The sequence below is a fragment of the Halopiger goleimassiliensis genome (assembly GCF_000455345.1).
Lineage (GTDB): Archaea > Halobacteriota > Halobacteria > Halobacteriales > Natrialbaceae > Halopiger_A > Halopiger_A goleimassiliensis.
In genome coordinates, this window is record NZ_HG315691.1 from 715,008 (window position 1) to 732,806 (window position 17,799).

The window sequence follows — 17,799 nt, forward strand, 5'->3', positions numbered from 1 at the left end:
CCTCCGCGTCGACCCCGTTCGCTCCGTCTACGTCCCGTGGTCCCAGGAGTCCATGTACTCGCGCTGGGTGTCGGTCAGCGAGTCGAACTCGACGCCCTCGGCCTCGAGTTTGATCTCGGCGATTTCCTTGTCGAGTTCGTCGGGCACGTCGTGGACGCCCGCCTCGTAGGCCTCACCGTTCTCGACCAGTTCGCGCACGCAGACGGCCTGGATCCCGAACGACTGGTCCATCACCTCGACGGGGTGGCCCAGCGAGACGGGCGCGGCTAGGTTGACCAGCCGACCTTCGGCGATGACGTTCAGCCGGCGGCCGTCCTCGAGTTCGTAGGCCTCGACGCCGTCGCGGGCCTCGTAGCGGTCGACCGCGAGGTCGTCGAGCGCGTCCAGATCGATCTCGATGTCGAAGTGGCCCGCGTTCGCCAGCAGGACGCCGTCCTGCATCTTCTCGAAGTGCTCCTCGACGATGACGTCGCGGTTGCCGGTCGTCGTCAGGAAGACGTCGCCGACCGCGGCGGCCTCGTCCATCGGCATGACCTCGTAGCCCTCCATGTGGGCCTCGAGGGCGCGGCGGGGCTCGACTTCGGTGACGATGACGTTGGCGTTCTGGCCCGCGGCCTTCTTCGCGACGCCCTTGCCGCAGTAGCCGTAGCCCGCGACGACCACGTTCTTCCCGGCCCACGAGAGGTTCGTGGTCATCGCGATCGACGCGAGGGACGATTCGCCCGTGCCGTGGACGTTGTCGAACAGCCGCTTCATGGGGGTGTCGTTCACGGCGAAGACGGGGTACTCTAAGGCCCCGTCGTCGTCCATCGCGCGCAGGCGGTGGACGCCCGTGGTCGTCTCCTCCGCGCCGCCGACGATGCCGTCGATCAGTTCGGGGTACTCCTCGTGGATCGCGGCGACCAGATCCATCCCGTCGTCGACGGTGATCGTCGGCTCGTGGCCGATGACGGCCTCGATGGCGGCGTAGTACTCCTCGTCGTCGACGCCGCGTTTCGCGTAGCTGGTAATCGACTCGTGGGCGTCCAGCGCCGCCGAGACGTCGTCGTGAGTCGACAGCGGGTTACAGCCCGTGACGGCGACGTCGGCCCCGCCTTCCGCGAGCGTCTCGACGAGGATCGCCGTCTTGGCTTCGACGTGCATCGCCATCGCGATGCGCTCGCCCTCGAAAGGCTGCTCGTCGACGAACTCCTCGCGGACGTGCTCGAGAATGGGCATGTGCTGGGCGGCCCAGTCCATCTTGCGACGCCCCTCCTCGCGAGCGGCGTCCGGGTCGTCCAGCTGTTCGGTGATCGTCGGATACCTGGCGTCGGTCATAGCTCGATAGAGAGCCACCGACGCAAAAACGCTACCGAAGCGTCCCGATGAGGGACGCCCGTGATACCCCGGACGTGCGGTCGCGGGGTATCGATCGATTGCTGCTCGGGGTGAGCTACCGGACCGGATCGTCCGGCAGTGTGTGTCCACGAACGCCGGCGACGGCACGTGCCTCTGACATCGTCCACTCGGTTCCGTCGTCCGACGTCACTCGGTCGTGGATGAGCAGGTGTCAGCGGTTCGGACCGGCGTGGTCCGGCGGGCCACCACCGTCTTCGTCATCGTCGTCATCGTCGTCATCGTCGTCTTCCTCGTCTTCGTCCTCGTCGTCCTCGTCGTCGGACGGACCGGCGTGGGCCGGCGGCCCTCGCTGGTCGTCATCGTCGTGCGACGGGCCGGCGTGGTCCGGCGGACCCTGCTTCCCGTCCTCACCCGGCGGGCCGGCGTGATCCGGCGCGTTACCCGGGTTGTGTTCGAGGACGAACTCCGAGACCGAGAGGCCTGCCGGGCCGTCAGTCTCGAGGTTCTGGACGAACGACGAGACGAGCTGGCCGAAGCTCTCGGGCTCGTCCGCACTGCCCTCGAGCGTGACCGTCGTCTCGGCTGAGGCGTCGTCGGTCGACGCCGTGAACGTGACGTCGACCGTCTCGTTCGGTGCGGCGAGGGGTACGGTTCCGCTGGCGTCCGTCGTATACTGGCCGGTCTCGGCGTAGGTCGCGTTCTCGTCGGCGTCGCTTACGTCGAGCGTCGCGTTCGCGACGGCGCTCTCGTTTCCGTCGGTGACACTCACGACGACGTCCTCGTTCTGGCTGACGCCGATCGAGAGCTCGTCGACGGTCTCCGGCTCGAGCGTCGTCGTCAGTTCGACGCTGGTTTCGGTCGTCGAGGCCGTTACCGTCACCTCGACCGTCTCGTCGGGTGCGGGAAGCGCGACTTCGCCGTCGGCGTCGGTCGCGTACGTTCCCGTGCCCGCGTACTCCTCGTCACTGACGACCTCGACGGTCGCGTTCTCGACGGGCGTCCCGTCTGCGGTCACCGAGACGACTCCGTCGTCCGATACTGCCAGCGAAATCTCCTCGTGATCCGGTTCGGCCGCGGCCGCCCCCATGGGGGCGATCGCGGTCAGTACCATCGCGATCGAAAGTGCTACTGCGAGTTGTTTCCACCTGATCATCCGGTCGTGACGTTCACGTTTCGGTGAATAAACCCGGCCGGCGGTTTGGAACGGTTTGCTGTTCTCGAAACCAGACGAGAGAAAGTTAAACTGTTCAAAAACCTCTCTGAGGGTTTAGTGCCGTTCACGAAATCCGATACGAACGGCCGTTCGGGCACCGCCGAGCGCCAGTCTGACCGGGTCGGTGATCAATCTTCCTCGATCGACCCGTTTTCGGGAATCTGCCTGGAGCCGCCGTCTCAACCCTCGACGCGGCCGACGAGGGCCTTCCCCGCCTCGAGCGCCCGTTCCCGGATCGCTCGCTCGTCGAGCGTCAGGACTTCGCGGTCGCGCATGAGTACCTGCCCGTCGCAGACGGTGTGGCGGACGTCAGCGGCCGCGGCGGCGTACGCGAGGTGGCTCACGAGGTCGTGCCGGGGCGTCAGGTGGGAGGTCTCGAGGTCGATCACCGCGAGGTCGGCGGGCGCGCCCGCCTCGAGGCGACCGGTCTCGAGGCCGATGGCGTCGGCGCTGTCCGCGGTCAGCATCTCCGCTACCGCTTCGGCCGGCACCGCCGACGCGTCCGCGGCGGCGAGTTTGCCGAGCATGGCCGCGTCGCGGGCCTCGTCGAGCATCGAGAGGTCGTTGTTCGAGGCCGCGCCGTCGGTACCGAGGCCGACGGTGACGCCCGCCTCGCGCATGCGCTGGACGGGTGCCATTCCGCTGGCGAGTTTCATGTTCGAGGCCGGGCAGTGGATCACGCCCGTGCCCGCCTCCGCGAGCAGTTCGGTCTCGCGCTCGTCGACGTGGACGCCGTGGGCCACGAAGTCCTCGGGTTCGAGCATGCCGCGTTCGGCGGCGTATTCGAGGGGGCGCACGCCCCGGTCCTCGACGATCGGCGTCACCTCGTCCTCGGTCTCGTTGGCGTGGTAGTGGATCGGCACGCCGATTTCGCGGGCCCGCGGGACGAACTCCTCGAGGTACTCCGTGCCGACCGTGGTCAGCGAGTGGGGCATGAAGGCCGTGGAGATGCGGCCGTCGGCCGCGCCGTCGTACTCCGCGGCGATCTCGAGGCTGGTTTCCATGTCTGCGCGCGCCTCCTCGTCGTCCTTGACGACGGTGACGACGCCGTGACCGAGGCGAGCGCGCAGGCCCGCCTCTTCGACCGCGGCGGCGATCTCGGGGACGTGGAAGTACATGTCCGCGAAGGCCGTCGTCCCCGACTTGATCATCTCGACCAGCCCCAGTTCCGTGCCGACGCGAACGTCTTCGGCGGTCAGTTCTGCCTCGGCGGGCCAGATGTCCTCCTGCAGCCACGCGTCCAGCGGCTTGTCGTCGGCGTAGCCGCGCAACAGCGTCATCGCGACGTGACAGTGACCGTTGACGAAGCCGGGCGTCACGAGCGCGTCGCTCGCGTCCAGCGTCTCGTCGCCTGCGAGGTCGGCCCCGATCTCGAGGATCTCGCCGCGCTCCTGATCGATCAGTACGTCCGCACGCGTCACCGACGCGTCGGGCAACAGGACGTGCCCGCCGGTGACCGAGAGCGTCGTCATCGCCGGGAGGTTCTCCCGCGAGCGCCTTATACTGTCGATCCCGACCGGACGTTGTGTCCGTCGACGGCGTTCCCGCCGCGAGCACCCCCTCGTTTCGCCTGGAACACCGCGCTCGTGTCCGGCGATTTCGATTCCGAACAGCGCCGGGGCGAGTGGCGTCTCGAGCGTCGGTCACCGCCCGTCGCTCGAGCGCGATGGCAGTAGTCGGCGGATTTATCCCTCGTTTCGCCGAAGTATCGGCCATGACTGGAGCCGAGGACGGCGACCGGACGGGAGCGGACGATCCTGACCCGGATCGTCCCCGCGAGGTCCCCGCGGACGACGGGGCCGACGAGTTCGGCCGCGATCACCAGCCCGTCGACGAGACGTCGTCCCGAGCGGACGAATCGACCGCCGACCGCCGCATTACGGTCGACCTCGACGAGTCGGCGTCGGAGCCGCCGGAGCGGGATCCCGACCGGGACCCGGTCGCGACGGGGCCGGATCCGGGTCCGAACGCCGACCGGAACTGGACGGTCCTGCTGGTCGCGCTCTCGCTGACGGCGCTCGCCACGGCGGGCGTGATCGCCGTCACGGCGGACGGGTTCGATCCCGTCGCCGGCGCGGGACTGCTCGGCGTCGGCTTTCTCGCACTGGCTGGCCTCACCTGGCAGTCGGAGTCGCGCCTCGTCGCGACCCTCTCGGCGGGCTGGGCGGAACACAGACGCTACACCCTGTTCGCGACCGGGCTGTTCGCGGTCGGCATCGGGATCGGTGCCCTCCTGCTGTTCGCGGGCGTCGACCTGCTCGAGATGATCGCCGAACTGTTCGCCGAGGAGTTCGAGGACCTGCTCCCCGCGGAGGGCTCCGGCGAGATCCAGATTACGGCGACGTGGTTCGTCGTGAACAACAGTCAGCCGTTCTTCCTCTCGATCGTCGGCGCGCTCTCGCTCGGCCTGCTGACGGCGTTCGTCATGGTCTTCAACGGCATCATCGTCGGAAACCTCGGTGCCGCCGTCGCCGGTGACGTCGGCGTCGACTTCATCATCGTCGGCCTGGTTCCACACGGGGTCTTCGAACTGGCCGCGCTGTTTATCGCCTCCGGGGTCGGGTTCCGGCTCATCTATCGGTTCGGCGAACGTCTCCTCGGCAGTCGCGACGCGTTCGTCACGAAACCGTACCTCGCCCGAACGGTCGCCCTCGTCGCGTTCGCCTGGCTGTTGCTCGTGCTCGCGGCCTTCGTCGAGGCGTACGTCACGTCGACGCTCCTCGAGATACTCTACTCCGATCCGGGGGTCGGGTCCGAGGGCCTGACCCGGATCCCGTAGCACCGGCGGTCGGTCTCGAAGCGGTACCAGTTCGCAGGAATCGACGGGCGGTTTTTGTCGGTACGGTGTAAGATCGACGTATGACGTTCGTCGTTCCCTTCGACGGCTCCGACCTCGCCGAAGCCGCGCTCGTCCGCGCGGCGGAGTTCAGTGACGCACTCGAGGAGCCGGTGCTGGCGGTGAGCGTGATTCCCGAGGGAAACGCCGAGTACGCGCGGGAACGGGGCTGGATCGGCCCGGAGGAGGCGTACGACCTCGAGGCGGTCGTGGCGACGCTCCACCGGCAGGTGACGGACCTCCACCCGGCCGCGAACTTCAGGCACGCCCTCGTCGACCGGTACGCGCCGTCGGGAACGATCTCGAAGCGGATCCGCCAGCTGGCGCGGGAGGTCGACGCCTCGATGGTCGTCGTCGGCAGCGAGAACGCGGGACGAGTCGTCAACGCGATGGCGACGGTCGGCACGAGCGTGGCCGCGGACGAGGCCTACGACGTCGTGATCGTTCGCCACCGTCGCCCCTCGAAGATCGCTTCCGTGCGGGGGGACGAGGCGTCGTATCCGTCGGGGTTTCGGAGGGACGATTGATCGTTCGAGCGACCGAACCACGCGCTCGAGCGGGCCACCGCAACGGGTTTTGGACTCGCCGTACGAGCCACGCGTATGCGACTGTTCGTCAGCGTCGACCTGCCCGACGAGATGGCGTCGGCGGTCGCCGACCTGCAGGCGGAGTTCGCGGACGCGAGCGGCCTCAACGTCACCGATCCCGAACAGGCCCACGTCACCCTGAAGTTCCTCGGCGACGTGGACGAGGACCGCGTCCCCGCCCTCGAGCGCGAACTGGCGGCCGCCGTCGACGACGCGGGGGTCGACCCCTTCACGGTGCGCTACGGGGGACTCGGGGTCTTCCCGAGCCTCGAGTACATCAGCGTCGTCTGGTTCGGCGTCGAGGAGGGCGGCGAGCGACTGACGCGCCTCCACGAGGCCGTCGAGGAGCGGACGACGGCGATGGGGTTCGACCCGGAGGACCACGACTTTACGCCCCACGTCACGCTCGCGCGGATGGAACACGCCGGCGGCAAGGACCTCGTCCAGGACCTCGTCCGGGAGCGCGATCCGACCGTCGGCGAGACGACCGTCGAGGAGATCCGACTGACCGAGAGCACGCTGACCGACGACGGGCCGGTGTATTCGACGGTTGCCTCGTTCCCGCTCGCGGAGTAACTTGTGTCGCCGGGTTCGACGGTACCTCCGACGAACTGGCGCTATGTGGCCCGTTCGACGGCTCGAGCGGCCGCGTTCGCGCGGCGGAGCGGCGGCAGACCGGCGTCCACCAGATGGACAAGATTTTAAGCCAGCGTGGGCTACGTTCGGCTACTATGGGTAAGAAATCGAAGGGCAAGAAAAAGCGCCTCGCCAAACTCGACAAGCAGAACAGCCGCGTTCCGACGTGGGTCATGCTCAAGACGGACATGGAAACGACGCGGAACCCGAAGCGACGCAACTGGCGACGTAGCGACACCGACGAGTAATCATGAGTGCAAGCGACTTCGAAGAACGCGTCGTAACGGTCCCGCTGCGGGACGTCAAGAAGGGAGCGAACCACGAGGCCGCGGATCTGGCGATGCGACTGGTCCGCGAACACCTCGCGAAACACTTCGCGGTCGACGAGGACGCGGTCCGCCTCGACCCCTCGATCAACGAAGCGGTCTGGTCGAACGGCCGGTCCAACCCGCCGCGCAAACTGCGCGTGCGAGCGGCCCGCTTCGACGAAGAGGGTGAGGCCGTCGTCGAGGCCGAGGTCGCCGACTAAACTTGCAACGTCTCGCCTTCGCCGGGTCGGCCTACGTCGGCGTCTTCGCGACGGCGACCGACTCGAGCGTGCTCGTTCGTCCCGACGTCGACGACGACGTGGTCGCCGACCTGGAAGCGGAACTCGACGCGTCCGCGATCCAGACGACCGTCGGTGGCTCCTCGACGGTCGGCGCGTTAGCGACGGGCAACGAGAACGGACTGCTCGTCAGTTCCCGGGTCCTCGAGTACGAACGCGACCGGCTCGAGGAAGCCCTCGACGTCCCCGTCACGGAGCTTCCGGGGAAGATCAACGCCGCCGGCAACGTCGTGCTGGCCAACGACTACGGCGCGTACGTCCACCCCGACCTCCCCCGGGAGACGGTTCGACTCGTCGCGGACGCCCTCGAGGTGCCGGTCGAACGCGGCGACCTCGCGGGCGTCCGGACCGTCGGGACGGCTGCCGTCGCGACGAACGAGGGGGTGCTCTGTCACCCGAAGGCGACCGACGAGGAACTGGATTTCCTCGAGGAGGCGCTCGACGTCCGGGCCGACGTCGGCACGGTCAACTACGGCGCGCCGCTGGTCGGCTCGGGACTGATCGCGAACGCGGGCGGCTACGTCGTCGGCGAGGACACCACCGGTCCCGAACTCGGCCGGATCGAAGACGCACTGGGCTACATCGACTGACTCGCGGCGACTCGAGCACTCTTCCGCCGGCTGCCGATCGTGGCGACCGTCTGGTGGCCGATCGCCGGTGTCGCCACCGGCAACTACATTTACTCGAGACCGAGTACACACTCTATGGCTTGGCAGGATCTGATCTTCTTGGTCGGGAGTTTGCTCACGGTGGTCGTCCTCGTTCCCGCCGCTCGAGACGTCGAGGCGCGGATTCCGCTCGTAACGAGTCTCCCGAAGATGGCCCTCGGCGCGGTGTACGCGGTCACCTTCGCCTCGTTGGGGATGTACCTCGCGGCGGTCGGACTGGTCGCGACCGGCGTCATGTGGTGGCTGATCGCGGCCTTCCGGTCGCCGAACGGTCTGTCGTTTCGACTGCGTCGTTCCCGGAAGACGACCGTCGAGGGTCCCCACCAGTCGTTCGGCGGTACCGACGATTGATACGAGATGCTGGACGCCAGTTTGGACGCGACCGCTGTCCGTCCCGAAAGCACACCGGTAACTCGCAGACCGTATACCGCGGTTTCTCCTTAGAACTCGTTCTCTCACTGATCGTTTGCTGCACGACCGAGTCGTCGCCGATACGTCTCGAGAACGCTCGTTCTGTAGTTCGGTATAGCACGACCTCCCTCAACTTATATCAGGACACACTCCGTATCGTCGGATATGAGTGACCAACCGTCGGACGACGAAGCCGGACTGGCGGAGCGACAGACGACTGGCCAGGACCGCGTGCGGATGGTCGCTCGACAGCTCGCCGAACCCCGAACGGCGAACTGGATCGCGTCGGAGGCCGACTGGTCGCACGAGCCGACGAAACGAGTTCTCGAGCGACTCGTCGACGACGGTGTGCTTCGTCGTGACGAAAGCGGGGCGCACACGACGTACTATCCGGATTATCGACGACAGGCGATCGCGGAAGCGACGCGGCTTCGGGACAGCGGGCACTCGGTCGAGGATCTGACCGATCGAGTCGCAGAGATGAAAGCCGACATCCGGGAGTGGAAGGCCGAGTTCGACGTCGACTCACCCAACCAGCTCCGGGCGACGATCGCCGATGACGAGCTCGATCCCGAGGCCGAAGCTCGACGCCGAGAAATCGCCCGCGAATGGGAACGCCTCGAGCACCGGATCGAGATCGTCGGCTTCACGATCCGCGAGTGGGATTTCCTCGCGCCGGACGCGAACGGCGTAGCGGTCAACGGGTGATGGATGTCGGTTCCACATCCCGGAGGCGACCCGAACGCGCAACTGTACGAACAGCTCAAACGGGACGTCCTCGAGCGGGCTCCGCAGGTCGAGTTGGTCGAGTACGTTCCGAACGAAATCGAAGCGAGGTCGCTCCGGGCAACCGTCGATCCACACCGGCTCGACCCACCGACTGGTCCCGAATCGCCCGAACTCACTGTGAAGTGGTATCGACAGACGCCCCGCGATTGGTTCCACGTCGACTACAGCGATCCGAACACCGGCTTCCACGCAGGCTGGCACCAGGACGAGGACCACCCCGACCTCGGCTACGCACACGTTCAGGTCGCCGTCGGCGACGAAACGGATCGTCGAGGCGTCGAGTTCGATCACGAAACGCCTTCCCTCGTGCTCTGGGAGATCGTCGAGTCGCTGTTCGAGGAGGTTCTTCCGACGTACACTGAGCCGGCGTAGCCAGCCGTTCTTCCGTCCGCACCGTTATCGCCGCTCGAACTCGTGTAACACGACCTCGCTATCGTCGTCCCACGCGAAGTTCTCGTGGGCGCGCTCGAGCAACCGGCGGTAAGCCTCGAGGTCGTCCATTCCCTCCGCCTGGGCGTCCTCGTCGGTGAGGTCCCCCAGCGTTCGTTCGGTGACGTCGGTCACCTCGAACGTCGTCCCGTCGATGGTGAACGTGTCGCCCTCCGCGGCGTACTGGTGGCCGCGGTGGATCTGTGTGACCTCGCCCTCGAGGGCGTCCCGTTGCATCCGGTCGTTCGGGAGCAACTCGCCGGGTTCGATTTCGCTCATAGCTGTGAGTACGGCGTCGCGGCTAAAGCCGTTTGTCGTGTGGTCCCGGCGTCCAGTGGTCGGTCCGTCTCACTCGAACGCGATCCGTTCGGTTTCCGGGTCGATCGTCACGGTCCCGCCGATCGGAACGGGGACGATAGGGTTCGTGTGACCGAAGTCGACGCCGAGGACGATCGGTGCGCTCTCGTTGTATCGCGTGACGACGTCGAGGATCGCCTCGTGGATTCGCTCCCGGTAGGCCTCGCGCTCCTCGCGCGACCGGTCGACGCGGTGCGAGCGGGCTTTGACCCGGCCGACGAGGACGCCGGCGAACCGTTCGAGCAACCCTCGTTCGCCCATCGCCAACAGCTTCCGACGAACGACAGGGGGCTCGGGCAACTCTTCCGACGTCTCGAGCAGCAACACCGTCCCCTCGAGTGCCTCGGGCGACGGCGCGTACCGATCCGTGGTCAACTGGAGAGCGGTGACCTCGAAGCTGCCGCCCCAGGTTCGCCCCTCGACGGGCTCGTCCCCGCCGTGCCACGACCAGCCCGGGTTCTCCTCCATCTCCGGCGATCGCTCGAGGTTGTCGGGATCTGCCCACTCGAGGTCCTGGTCCGTGAATTCGGATGCGGGATCGATGGGGCCGATCGAGTCCTCGAACAGTGCCGATCGAATGCTGGACGCCAGGTAGTCGGGGAACGCCCCCGGAAACGCGAACTCGGTGAGCACGTTCCCGCCGTAGTACGAGACGATGCCGTGGTTCCAGAGGAACTGCGCGAGGTTCGTGTTGTCGCTGGTGCCGTAGAATCGAGTGGGGTTCTCCCGGAGGACGTCCCCGTCCAGGTGCTTGAGGATCCGGAGCTGATCGTTGCCGCCGATCGTCGCGATCACGCCGCGAATATCGGGATCCGCGAACGCGCGTTCGACGTCCTGCGCTCGCTGTTCGGGGTGTTCTGAGAGTGTCTCGTGGTCCATCGTTGCCGTCGGGTATTCGACCGGTTCGAGGTCGAATACCGACCGGATTCGCTCGAGACCACGCTCGTAGACGTGCGGGAAGGCCGCCGCAAGACCGGAGGAAGGTGCGACGATTGCGACCTTATCTCCGGGCTCGAGCGGCGGTGGCGTGACGAAATCGACCATGTCGATCGTTTCTGACTTGTCGGTCCGTCTTCAAGGTACGTGTGGTGTGTGGACGTCGAGCACTGTTCGGACAGCGGGCGACTCCGGACGCGCGCCTTCCGACGGAAGGGAAGATTCTTCCGACTGCCTGCCGGAGTGAGTGACATGAGCCAGTTTACGGTTACCGGTCGGTTCAAGACCCGCGACGGCTTCGCGGAGTTCGAGAAGACGATCGACGCCGAGAACGAAGACGTCGCCCGTGAACACGCCTACGCCCAGCTCGGGAGCCAGCACGGGCTCAAGCGGACGCAGATCGAACTCGAGGAGGTAACCCAATGAGCCAGCAACAGCTCCAGCAGCTCTCCCAGGAACTCCAGGAGATTCAACAGCAAATCGAAGCCCTCCAGACGAACGTCGAGGCCGTCCAGGAGGAAAAATCGGAGGTCGACGAGGCGATCGATGCCCTCGAGACCCTCGAGACGGACTCGACGGTGCAGGTCCCGATCGGCGGGGGTGCCTACCTCCGGGCGACGATCGAGGACATCGACGAAGTGATCGTCGATCTCGGTGCGGACTACGCCGCCGAACTCGAGGAGGACGACGCCGTCTCTGCCCTCGAGAACAAGAAAGCGCACCTCGACGACCGGATCGACGAACTCAACGCGGAGATCGCCGAACTCGAGACCGAGAGCGAGGAACTCGAGCAACAGGCCCAGCAACTCCAGCAGCAGGCGATGCAACAGCAGCTTCAGGGAATGGGTGGCCAGGGGCAGGACGACCAGTAACGCCGACCCATGTTCGACAACCTGAAGGAGAAACTGGGGAGCTTCCGCAAGGACGCCGAGGAGGCGGCCGAGGAGAACGTCGAAGAAGTCGACGAGGACGAACTCGACGAGGAGGAGCTGGCGGACGCCGACCTCGAGGCCGACGCCGAGGCCGCGGAAGCCCCCGATACTACCCCCGAACCGGGAGCCGACGCCGAGGCGGAACCCCGGGCCGAACCCGAGGCTGCCGCCGCGACCGATACGGCGGAGGCCCGGACGGGAACCGAGACCGAGCCGGCGACGGCCGCCGACGCGACGGTGGCCGACGACGAACACGCAGAACCCGACGCGACGGCCGAACCGTCGGCGACGGCTGACGCCACAGCGGCCGACGCCGAGGCGGATCTCGAGTCCGAGCCCGAACCGGCGGAGGAAGACGACGAGGAAGACGGAGACGAGAGCGGGAACAACTCCACCGGCTTCGGCCGCAAGGCCAAGTCCCTCGTCAAGGGCAAGTTCGTCATCGAGGAGGAAGACCTCGAAGATCCGCTCTACGAACTCGAGATGGCGCTGCTCTCGAGCGACGTCGAGATGAACGTCGCCCAGGAGATCCTCGACACCATCCGGGACGAACTGGTCGGCGAGACCCGGACCTTCACGACCTCGACGGGCGAGGTCGTCGAGGACGCCCTTCGCGAGGCGATCCACGACGTGATCAGCGTCGGCCAGTTCGACTTCGACCAGCGGATCGCCGACGCGGAGAAACCGGTCACCATCGTCTTCACCGGCGTCAACGGCGTCGGGAAGACGACCTCGATCGCCAAGCTGAGCCGCTACTTCGAACAGCGGGGCTACTCGACGGTGATGGCCAACGGCGACACCTACCGCGCCGGCGCGAACGAACAGATCGAGGAACACGCCGACGCGCTCGACACGAAGCTCATCACCCACGAACAGGGCGGCGACCCCGCCGCAGTCCTGTACGACGGCGTCGAGTACGCCGAGGCCAACGACGTCGATATCGTTCTCGGCGACACCGCCGGTCGGCTCCACACCAACGAGGGCCTGATGGACCAGCTCGAGAAGATCGACCGCGTCGTCGACCCCGACCTGACGCTGTTCGTCGACGAGGCGGTGGCGGGCCAGGACGCCGTCAACCGCGCCCGCGAGTTCAACGAGGCCGCGGAGATCGACGGCGCGATCCTGACGAAGGCCGACGCCGACTCCAACGGCGGCGCGGCGATCTCGATCGCCCACGTCACCGGGAAGCCGATCCTGTTCCTCGGCGTCGGGCAGGGGTACGACGACCTCGAGCGGTTCGATCCCGACGAGATGGTGGATCGACTGCTCGAGGACGACTCCTGACGGGCGTCGACGCTGCGGGGGTCGTCGACCGATCGCTTTTTGCCTCTCTTACTCGGTTACGTGGTGGGCGAACACGTCCGCGAGCGTGTTCGATTCGGTCTCGAAATCGACGACGTCGACGCCGTGGTCGTCGAGGGTCGTCAACACTGGCGTTCGTCCCGCCGAATCGGTGAGGGAGACCTCGAGTGTCTCCTCGTTTGCGGACGCCGCGTCGACGGCCGGAAGCGCGCGAACTGCCTCGAGTGCGGTCGACGGCGGCGGTGCGGTTACCCTCACGGTGAGCCTGGTTGCGTCACCGGTGCCGGCTCGAAGCTCCTCGAGCGGTCCCTCGGCGACGAGTCGGCCGTCGTCGACGATCGCGACGTCGTCACAGACGGCCTCGACCTGCGGCAGGACGTGACTCGAGAAGACGACGGTCGCGCCGCGCTCGCGTTCCGTCCGCACGATCTCCCGGAGCCGGGTGACGCCGTTCGGATCGAGTCCGGCGGACGGTTCGTCGAGCACGAGGAGGTCGGGATCGCCGACCAGCGCCATGGCGAGCCCCAGTCGCTGGGTCATGCCGGTCGAGTACTCCGCGGCGGGCCGGGAGGCGGCGTCCGCGAGGCCGACCCGTTCGAGGAGCGCCGCCGGGTCGTCGTCGGCGTCGTGCATCTCGATCGTAAACGCGAGGTGTTCTTCACCGGTGAGGTGCGGATACGCTGCGAATCCGTCGGGTAACACGCCCGTTCGGCGACGGATCTCGACCGCGTCCGTTCGCGGATCGAGTCCGAGTACCGTCGCCGTCCCCGCGTCCGGGCGGACGAAGTCCAGCAGCAGGTCGATCAGCGTCGACTTTCCGGCTCCGTTCGGTCCGAGGAGACCGAAGACGGTGCCCGAGTCGACCGTGAGCGAGACCGAGTCGATCGCAGTCGTCGAGCCGTACCGTTTGGTCAGGTCCGTGGTGGTGAGTGCGGTCATCTGTGTAGGTCCGTTCGTTCGAACGCGACGGTCGCGACGAGTACGGCGGCGAGGAACCATCCGATCAGCAACGAGGTCGCCCCCCACGTGGTCAGCACGACGGGGACTTGGTCCGGGATCGACGCCCAGGCCTCGAACGGCGTCGTCTGTCCGGGGCCGAGTGCCGCGTCGACGCGGGCCGTCGCCTCGAGGGCCGGATCGCCGCCGGTGACGAGGATCGCGTAGCCCGTCGTCGGTTCGAGCGCCCGCATCCGTGGCGCGTCGAGGGCCGGAACGCCGGCGACGAGCGCGTTCCAACCGATCGGGGACAGGAGCACGTACGTCGCGACGGCCCCGACGACGGTCCGTCGCTTCGTTGCGAACAGCGCCGAGAGTGCGGTACCGATGGCGATGAACAGCCAGCCATAGAGGATCGTCACGAGGACGAACCGCCAGTACGTGGTGGCGGGGACGACCCCGAACCGGGCGTAGGCGGCGATCGCAGCGACGCTCAATCCGACGCCGATCGCCGCCGCGAGTGCCAACGCCCGGCCGAGGAGCGTCCCAGCGACCAGCGCCCGGCGCGAACAGGGGGTCGTCAGCGTCGTCCGAACGCGACCGGTCAGCCGCTCGTCGACGATCGCGCTCGAGCCAAGCAGCAACCCGAGCAGGGGGACGACGAGCGAAACGGAGAAGACGAGCCAGGTCGGACTCGCGAGGTGCAACACGACGATCGACTCCTCGGGAACCGTCCGAGAACGGTGAAAGTACGCGCCGGAGAACGCTTCCGGGGACGCCATCGCCACGATCACGAGAGGAGCGACGACGAGGGCAGCGACGAGGACGGCGAAGGCTCTCGAGCGGCGCACGCGTCTGGCTTCTGTCGTGGCGAGCGTGGATATCGACATGTCACGAAAGGTCGGGTCTGGTGAGCCACCACCGGCCGATCACCGCCGGGACGACCGTCCAGCCGAGCAGGACGGCCACGAGAAACCAGTCGGTCAGGTATACGGGCACCGGGGCCGCCGTCACGAAGTCGGTTGCGCCCCCTTCGACCGCTCCCGGCATCCCGACGTGGGGACTGCTGTTGGTCAACAGGGCCGCCGCCGCAAAGAGCGGATCGAGAACGACGAGCCCGTACGGGAGCGCCGAGCGGAGGACGGTGATCGGATAGGCGACTAGCATCCCCGCGTACACGGCGAAGAACGCCGCGACGGCCCGGTTCGTCGTCGACGCGGCTGCCGAAATCGCGACGCCGATGCTGACGCAGGCGAGGCCGAGCAGGCATGCCGCCGCGACGACGTAGCCGTATCCGCCCGCGACGGTGCCGGTGGTGGCCACGAGTGCGAGACCGACCGCACCCAGCGTGCCGACGAGCGGCCCGAGAAACGTCACCGACCGGCCGAGCAGTTTCGCCTCGTACAGTTCCCGTCTCGAGCACGGCATCGTGAGCAGCACGCGAAGCCGGCCCGTCTCGCGTTCCTCGGCGATGGCGCTGTGGCTGTGAACGAACGCGACGAGCGGTACCAGGACAAGTGCCGAGACGAACGTGCGAACTACGGCCTCGAACGTCGCACCTGCCGGGGCGAACAGGACGAACAGAATCGGGTGGACGTCGACCGATCCGACGGACTGTGGCGGCGACGCTCGGACGACCGCAACGACCAGCAACGCCGTGACGACGAGCCAGCAGGTCCACGCCCATCTCGAGCGGGAAAATCGATGAATCTCTCGCCGGACGGTCGGCGTTCGCATCGCCTTGTCACTATATTGGTTGAGGCGTATATCTTACGGTCATTACCACGTAGTGACGGACGGTTTATCGAGAACCCACGCGTAGGTCCCTTCGTGGGTTCGGTCCCAATAGCGGGTGACCGATCCGTAGTAGGAGATGTCAACCGATGCGGTGTGGTCAGCGTAGTGCGTCCCGGAACCAGGCATCGGGAAGTCGGTGTTGTAGTACTCCGCTTCGCCGTCGGCCTCAATGCTGCCATCACCCACGTTCCCGGCGGTGTCGCTTTCGTCGTCGACGTGCCAGGTCGTCGCGAAGATATCGTAGTCCGGGAAGTTACACTCCGCACCGTCTACGGACCACGTCGAGAAGAAGTGATCGTGGTATTCGCTGTACTGCATCTGTGGGTTCGGAACGTGGTGTTCCCAATTGACGTTGAGTTGTGACCTGGCTAGGTCACCACAGAACTGCGAGGCTGTGACCAGTTGGAGACCGCTCCAGGTATCGTCAGCCGTCGTAACGTCTTCGTTCGAGGTGACAGCGTCCGTCGCATTTTCGTCGAGCGTTTCCACCTCGAGGGTTGCTTCGGCTTCCTTCTTGAGGTCGGTGACTGACGGGAGTTCTTCGCTGTCGTGTCTGCGAGGCCCGTCCGACCGATCCGCGCCACCGTCGCGTTCGTACTCCTCAAGCAGATCGCTCTTCAGGGTCACGTTGTATTGTTGTAGTGGTGCGTCTGCCGGCGTCGTTACTGAGACTGATTCCCGAACGAGCCACCGGTTCGATCGATCTTCGATCGTTAGCGATGCGCGGTCGACGAACTCGTACTCGTCTACGTCAACGGTGAACGTGACTCGATTATCGCTCGAGGCACTACCGGGACTTGAGAACGCTCCGAGTGTACCAATGCCAACGACTGTACCGCCAACCGATTGTATTACACTTCGTCTGGAAAGTGGTTTTTCTCGAACCATCGCAGCCTTCAATACATAGGTATTGGAAATAATGACATTCCCTGTAGAATAGACACCGGCTGTCGTCGCGACAGCATGCGGCGGCGGAAAGCAAACTCCAGGGCGGGTAAGTCGGTGACGAAAAACTGAGTCGAGACTGTGGCGTGACTTATCCTTCTTCAGTGAGTGTAGGAACGGGCCGTGCGGCTGTCCGCTGCCGGTCTAACATTCCCATTGCCCACTCTCTGAATTCGGGGGAGTCACCCCGAACGAGTACCCGTGCGATGCCATCGTCGTAACCGACGATCAGCACCGAACGATCCGTCATGATCAGGCCATGCGAATGTGTGCTGTCGGTAACGTACACGCGGACGTCGTTTGCCTTGAACTCGGCGTAGAGGCCGTGGCCCGACATACTGCGCAGCGTGTCGGCGACATCGACTGCGAGGATCGTTTCGGTGAGTGAATCGTTCTCGATCGCTGTCCCGAACACTTCGGCGATCATCGGGGATAATACGGGGACCACCGCTCGGACGTTCGTCGACGCCGAAACCGTCTCACAGGCAGTTGACAGCGGTTCGCGTTCGGCGTTTGAATCGGTACTAACCACGGTGGCGTCTTCGAGTGCGGCGATGGGGATGTCAACCGTATCGGAGGACACGCATTCGAAGAACGTCACCAGCCGAGATGCGGTATCGACGTCACGGATGACGTCGAGTAGATCCGGGAGAAACACGCGGGTTGCCGGCGCAAGACGGTACATTCGGCCGTCCGTGACGACCCACCCGCTCGCTTCGAGGTCATTGAGGTTGCGGACGATCGTTCGACGATGGACGTCGTACGCCTCCGCGAGTTCGTCCGCCGTTGTCGGTTCGGCAGACAGTCGCTCGAGAAGTTGTACTTTGTTCGGCGATCGAACGAGCGAGCCGAGGGTCTCGAGGCCGTCCATGCGAAATTCCACTACGAATTTCCATAAATAATTTCCTCAAGTGGGGGCCGATCGGCCGTGACGCGATAACCGTCGGTCAATGCGCGTCGTCATTGACGTTCACGAGCAGTGGCGCACTCGCGGTGCGTTTTTTCGGGAATACTTGCCGTGACCCGTGACGGGACATCCGAAGCTCTCGACGAAACCGCTTCGTCTGACCGCCTATCCGG

The 17,799-nt window shown here is 66.0% G+C and carries 22 protein-coding genes; 12 read left to right on the top strand and 10 right to left on the bottom strand.

What is annotated here, in order from left to right; translation table 11 throughout:
* Window positions 1-27 precede the first annotated feature (27 nt).
* The 3 genes from TX79_RS18125 to TX79_RS18135 all read right to left on the bottom strand — a co-directional run bounded on the left by TX79_RS18125 (window position 28) and on the right by TX79_RS18135 (window position 4,023).
* The gene (locus tag TX79_RS18125; RefSeq protein WP_049929056.1) at window positions 28-1,317 is read right to left on the bottom strand and encodes an adenosylhomocysteinase; all 1,290 of its coding nucleotides are present in this window, start codon (window positions 1,315-1,317) and stop codon (window positions 28-30) included.
* A 232-nt stretch (window positions 1,318-1,549) separates the two neighbouring features.
* The gene (locus tag TX79_RS18130; RefSeq protein ID WP_049929057.1) at window positions 1,550-2,491 is read right to left on the bottom strand and encodes a collagen-like protein; all 942 of its coding nucleotides are present in this window, start codon (window positions 2,489-2,491) and stop codon (window positions 1,550-1,552) included.
* 239 nt (window positions 2,492-2,730) lie between these two features.
* Window positions 2,731-4,023 (bottom strand): amidohydrolase, encoded by a 1,293-nt coding sequence (locus TX79_RS18135; protein ID WP_049929058.1) that lies wholly within the window; start codon window positions 4,021-4,023, stop codon window positions 2,731-2,733.
* A 242-nt stretch (window positions 4,024-4,265) separates the two neighbouring features.
* On the opposite strand from TX79_RS18135, the gene TX79_RS18140 reads away from it, so the two are divergent.
* The 9 genes from TX79_RS18140 to TX79_RS18180 all read left to right on the top strand — a co-directional run bounded on the left by TX79_RS18140 (window position 4,266) and on the right by TX79_RS18180 (window position 9,457).
* Window positions 4,266-5,330, top strand: a complete 1,065-nt coding sequence (locus tag TX79_RS18140; protein WP_049929059.1) for a DUF7524 family protein — start codon at window positions 4,266-4,268, stop codon at window positions 5,328-5,330.
* A gap of 80 nt (window positions 5,331-5,410) precedes the next feature.
* Window positions 5,411-5,914, top strand: coding sequence for a universal stress protein (locus TX79_RS18145; protein WP_049929061.1), 504 nt, complete (start codon window positions 5,411-5,413; stop codon window positions 5,912-5,914).
* 75 nt (window positions 5,915-5,989) lie between these two features.
* Window positions 5,990-6,550 (top strand): RNA 2',3'-cyclic phosphodiesterase, encoded by a 561-nt coding sequence (gene thpR, locus TX79_RS18150; protein WP_049929062.1) that lies wholly within the window; start codon window positions 5,990-5,992, stop codon window positions 6,548-6,550.
* A gap of 155 nt (window positions 6,551-6,705) precedes the next feature.
* A complete protein-coding gene (locus TX79_RS18155; protein WP_049929063.1) occupies window positions 6,706-6,858 on the top strand; it encodes a 50S ribosomal protein L39e in 153 nt (50 codons plus the stop codon).
* Window positions 6,859-6,860: 2 nt separating this feature from the next.
* Window positions 6,861-7,139: a 50S ribosomal protein L31e gene (locus TX79_RS18160; RefSeq protein WP_049929064.1), complete on the top strand. Its 279-nt coding sequence runs from the start codon at window positions 6,861-6,863 to the stop codon at window positions 7,137-7,139.
* A 2-nt stretch (window positions 7,140-7,141) separates the two neighbouring features.
* Entirely contained in the window at window positions 7,142-7,807 is a 666-nt protein-coding gene (locus TX79_RS18165) for a translation initiation factor IF-6 (RefSeq protein WP_049929065.1), read from the top strand.
* A gap of 114 nt (window positions 7,808-7,921) precedes the next feature.
* The gene (locus TX79_RS18170; protein ID WP_081655645.1) at window positions 7,922-8,236 is read left to right on the top strand and encodes a hypothetical protein; all 315 of its coding nucleotides are present in this window, start codon (window positions 7,922-7,924) and stop codon (window positions 8,234-8,236) included.
* 225 nt (window positions 8,237-8,461) lie between these two features.
* Entirely contained in the window at window positions 8,462-9,004 is a 543-nt protein-coding gene (locus TX79_RS18175; protein WP_049929066.1) for a DUF7342 family protein, read from the top strand.
* 3 nt (window positions 9,005-9,007) lie between these two features.
* A complete protein-coding gene (locus tag TX79_RS18180; protein WP_049929067.1) occupies window positions 9,008-9,457 on the top strand; it encodes a hypothetical protein in 450 nt (149 codons plus the stop codon).
* A gap of 24 nt (window positions 9,458-9,481) precedes the next feature.
* On the opposite strand, the gene TX79_RS18185 is transcribed toward TX79_RS18180, so the two are convergent.
* Both TX79_RS18185 and TX79_RS18190 read right to left on the bottom strand, forming a co-directional pair.
* Complete coding sequence (locus tag TX79_RS18185; RefSeq protein ID WP_049929068.1) at window positions 9,482-9,793, bottom strand: ASCH domain-containing protein; 312 nt, start codon at window positions 9,791-9,793, stop codon at window positions 9,482-9,484.
* Window positions 9,794-9,862: 69 nt separating this feature from the next.
* On the bottom strand, window positions 9,863-10,915 hold the full coding sequence (locus tag TX79_RS18190; protein ID WP_049929070.1) for a S66 family peptidase: 1,053 nt from the start codon (window positions 10,913-10,915) through the stop codon (window positions 9,863-9,865).
* Window positions 10,916-11,059: 144 nt separating this feature from the next.
* Here TX79_RS18190 and rpl18a point away from each other — a divergent pair, with 144 nt between their 5' ends.
* Genes rpl18a through ftsY form a run of 3 tightly spaced genes read left to right on the top strand, consistent with a single transcriptional unit; the run spans window position 11,060 to window position 13,023 of the window.
* Entirely contained in the window at window positions 11,060-11,233 is a 174-nt protein-coding gene (gene rpl18a / locus TX79_RS18195) for a 50S ribosomal protein L18Ae (protein ID WP_049929072.1), read from the top strand.
* On the top strand, window positions 11,230-11,679 hold the full coding sequence (gene pfdA, locus TX79_RS18200) for a prefoldin subunit alpha (protein WP_049929073.1): 450 nt from the start codon (window positions 11,230-11,232) through the stop codon (window positions 11,677-11,679). Before rpl18a ends, pfdA begins: the two co-directional genes overlap by 4 nt.
* 9 nt (window positions 11,680-11,688) lie before the next feature.
* The gene (gene ftsY, locus TX79_RS18205) at window positions 11,689-13,023 is read left to right on the top strand and encodes a signal recognition particle-docking protein FtsY (RefSeq protein WP_049929075.1); all 1,335 of its coding nucleotides are present in this window, start codon (window positions 11,689-11,691) and stop codon (window positions 13,021-13,023) included.
* A gap of 48 nt (window positions 13,024-13,071) precedes the next feature.
* Here the strand turns inward: ftsY and TX79_RS18210 are convergent, their stop codons facing one another.
* The 5 genes from TX79_RS18210 to TX79_RS18230 form a co-directional block, all read right to left on the bottom strand.
* Complete coding sequence (locus tag TX79_RS18210) at window positions 13,072-13,980, bottom strand: ABC transporter ATP-binding protein (protein ID WP_049929076.1); 909 nt, start codon at window positions 13,978-13,980, stop codon at window positions 13,072-13,074.
* Window positions 13,977-14,867 carry an ABC transporter permease gene (locus TX79_RS18215; protein WP_049929077.1) on the bottom strand — a complete coding sequence of 297 codons (891 nt, stop codon included), beginning with the start codon at window positions 14,865-14,867 and terminating at the stop codon, window positions 13,977-13,979. The genes TX79_RS18210 and TX79_RS18215 overlap by 4 nt, the downstream gene beginning before the upstream one ends.
* Window position 14,868: 1 nt before the next feature.
* Complete coding sequence (locus tag TX79_RS18220; protein ID WP_049929078.1) at window positions 14,869-15,714, bottom strand: ABC transporter permease subunit; 846 nt, start codon at window positions 15,712-15,714, stop codon at window positions 14,869-14,871.
* Between the two features lie 42 nt (window positions 15,715-15,756).
* On the bottom strand, window positions 15,757-16,662 hold the full coding sequence (locus tag TX79_RS18225) for a hypothetical protein (RefSeq protein WP_049929079.1): 906 nt from the start codon (window positions 16,660-16,662) through the stop codon (window positions 15,757-15,759).
* Window positions 16,663-16,810: 148 nt separating this feature from the next.
* A complete protein-coding gene (locus tag TX79_RS18230; RefSeq protein WP_049929080.1) occupies window positions 16,811-17,590 on the bottom strand; it encodes a helix-turn-helix transcriptional regulator in 780 nt (259 codons plus the stop codon).
* Window positions 17,591-17,799 lie beyond the last annotated feature (209 nt).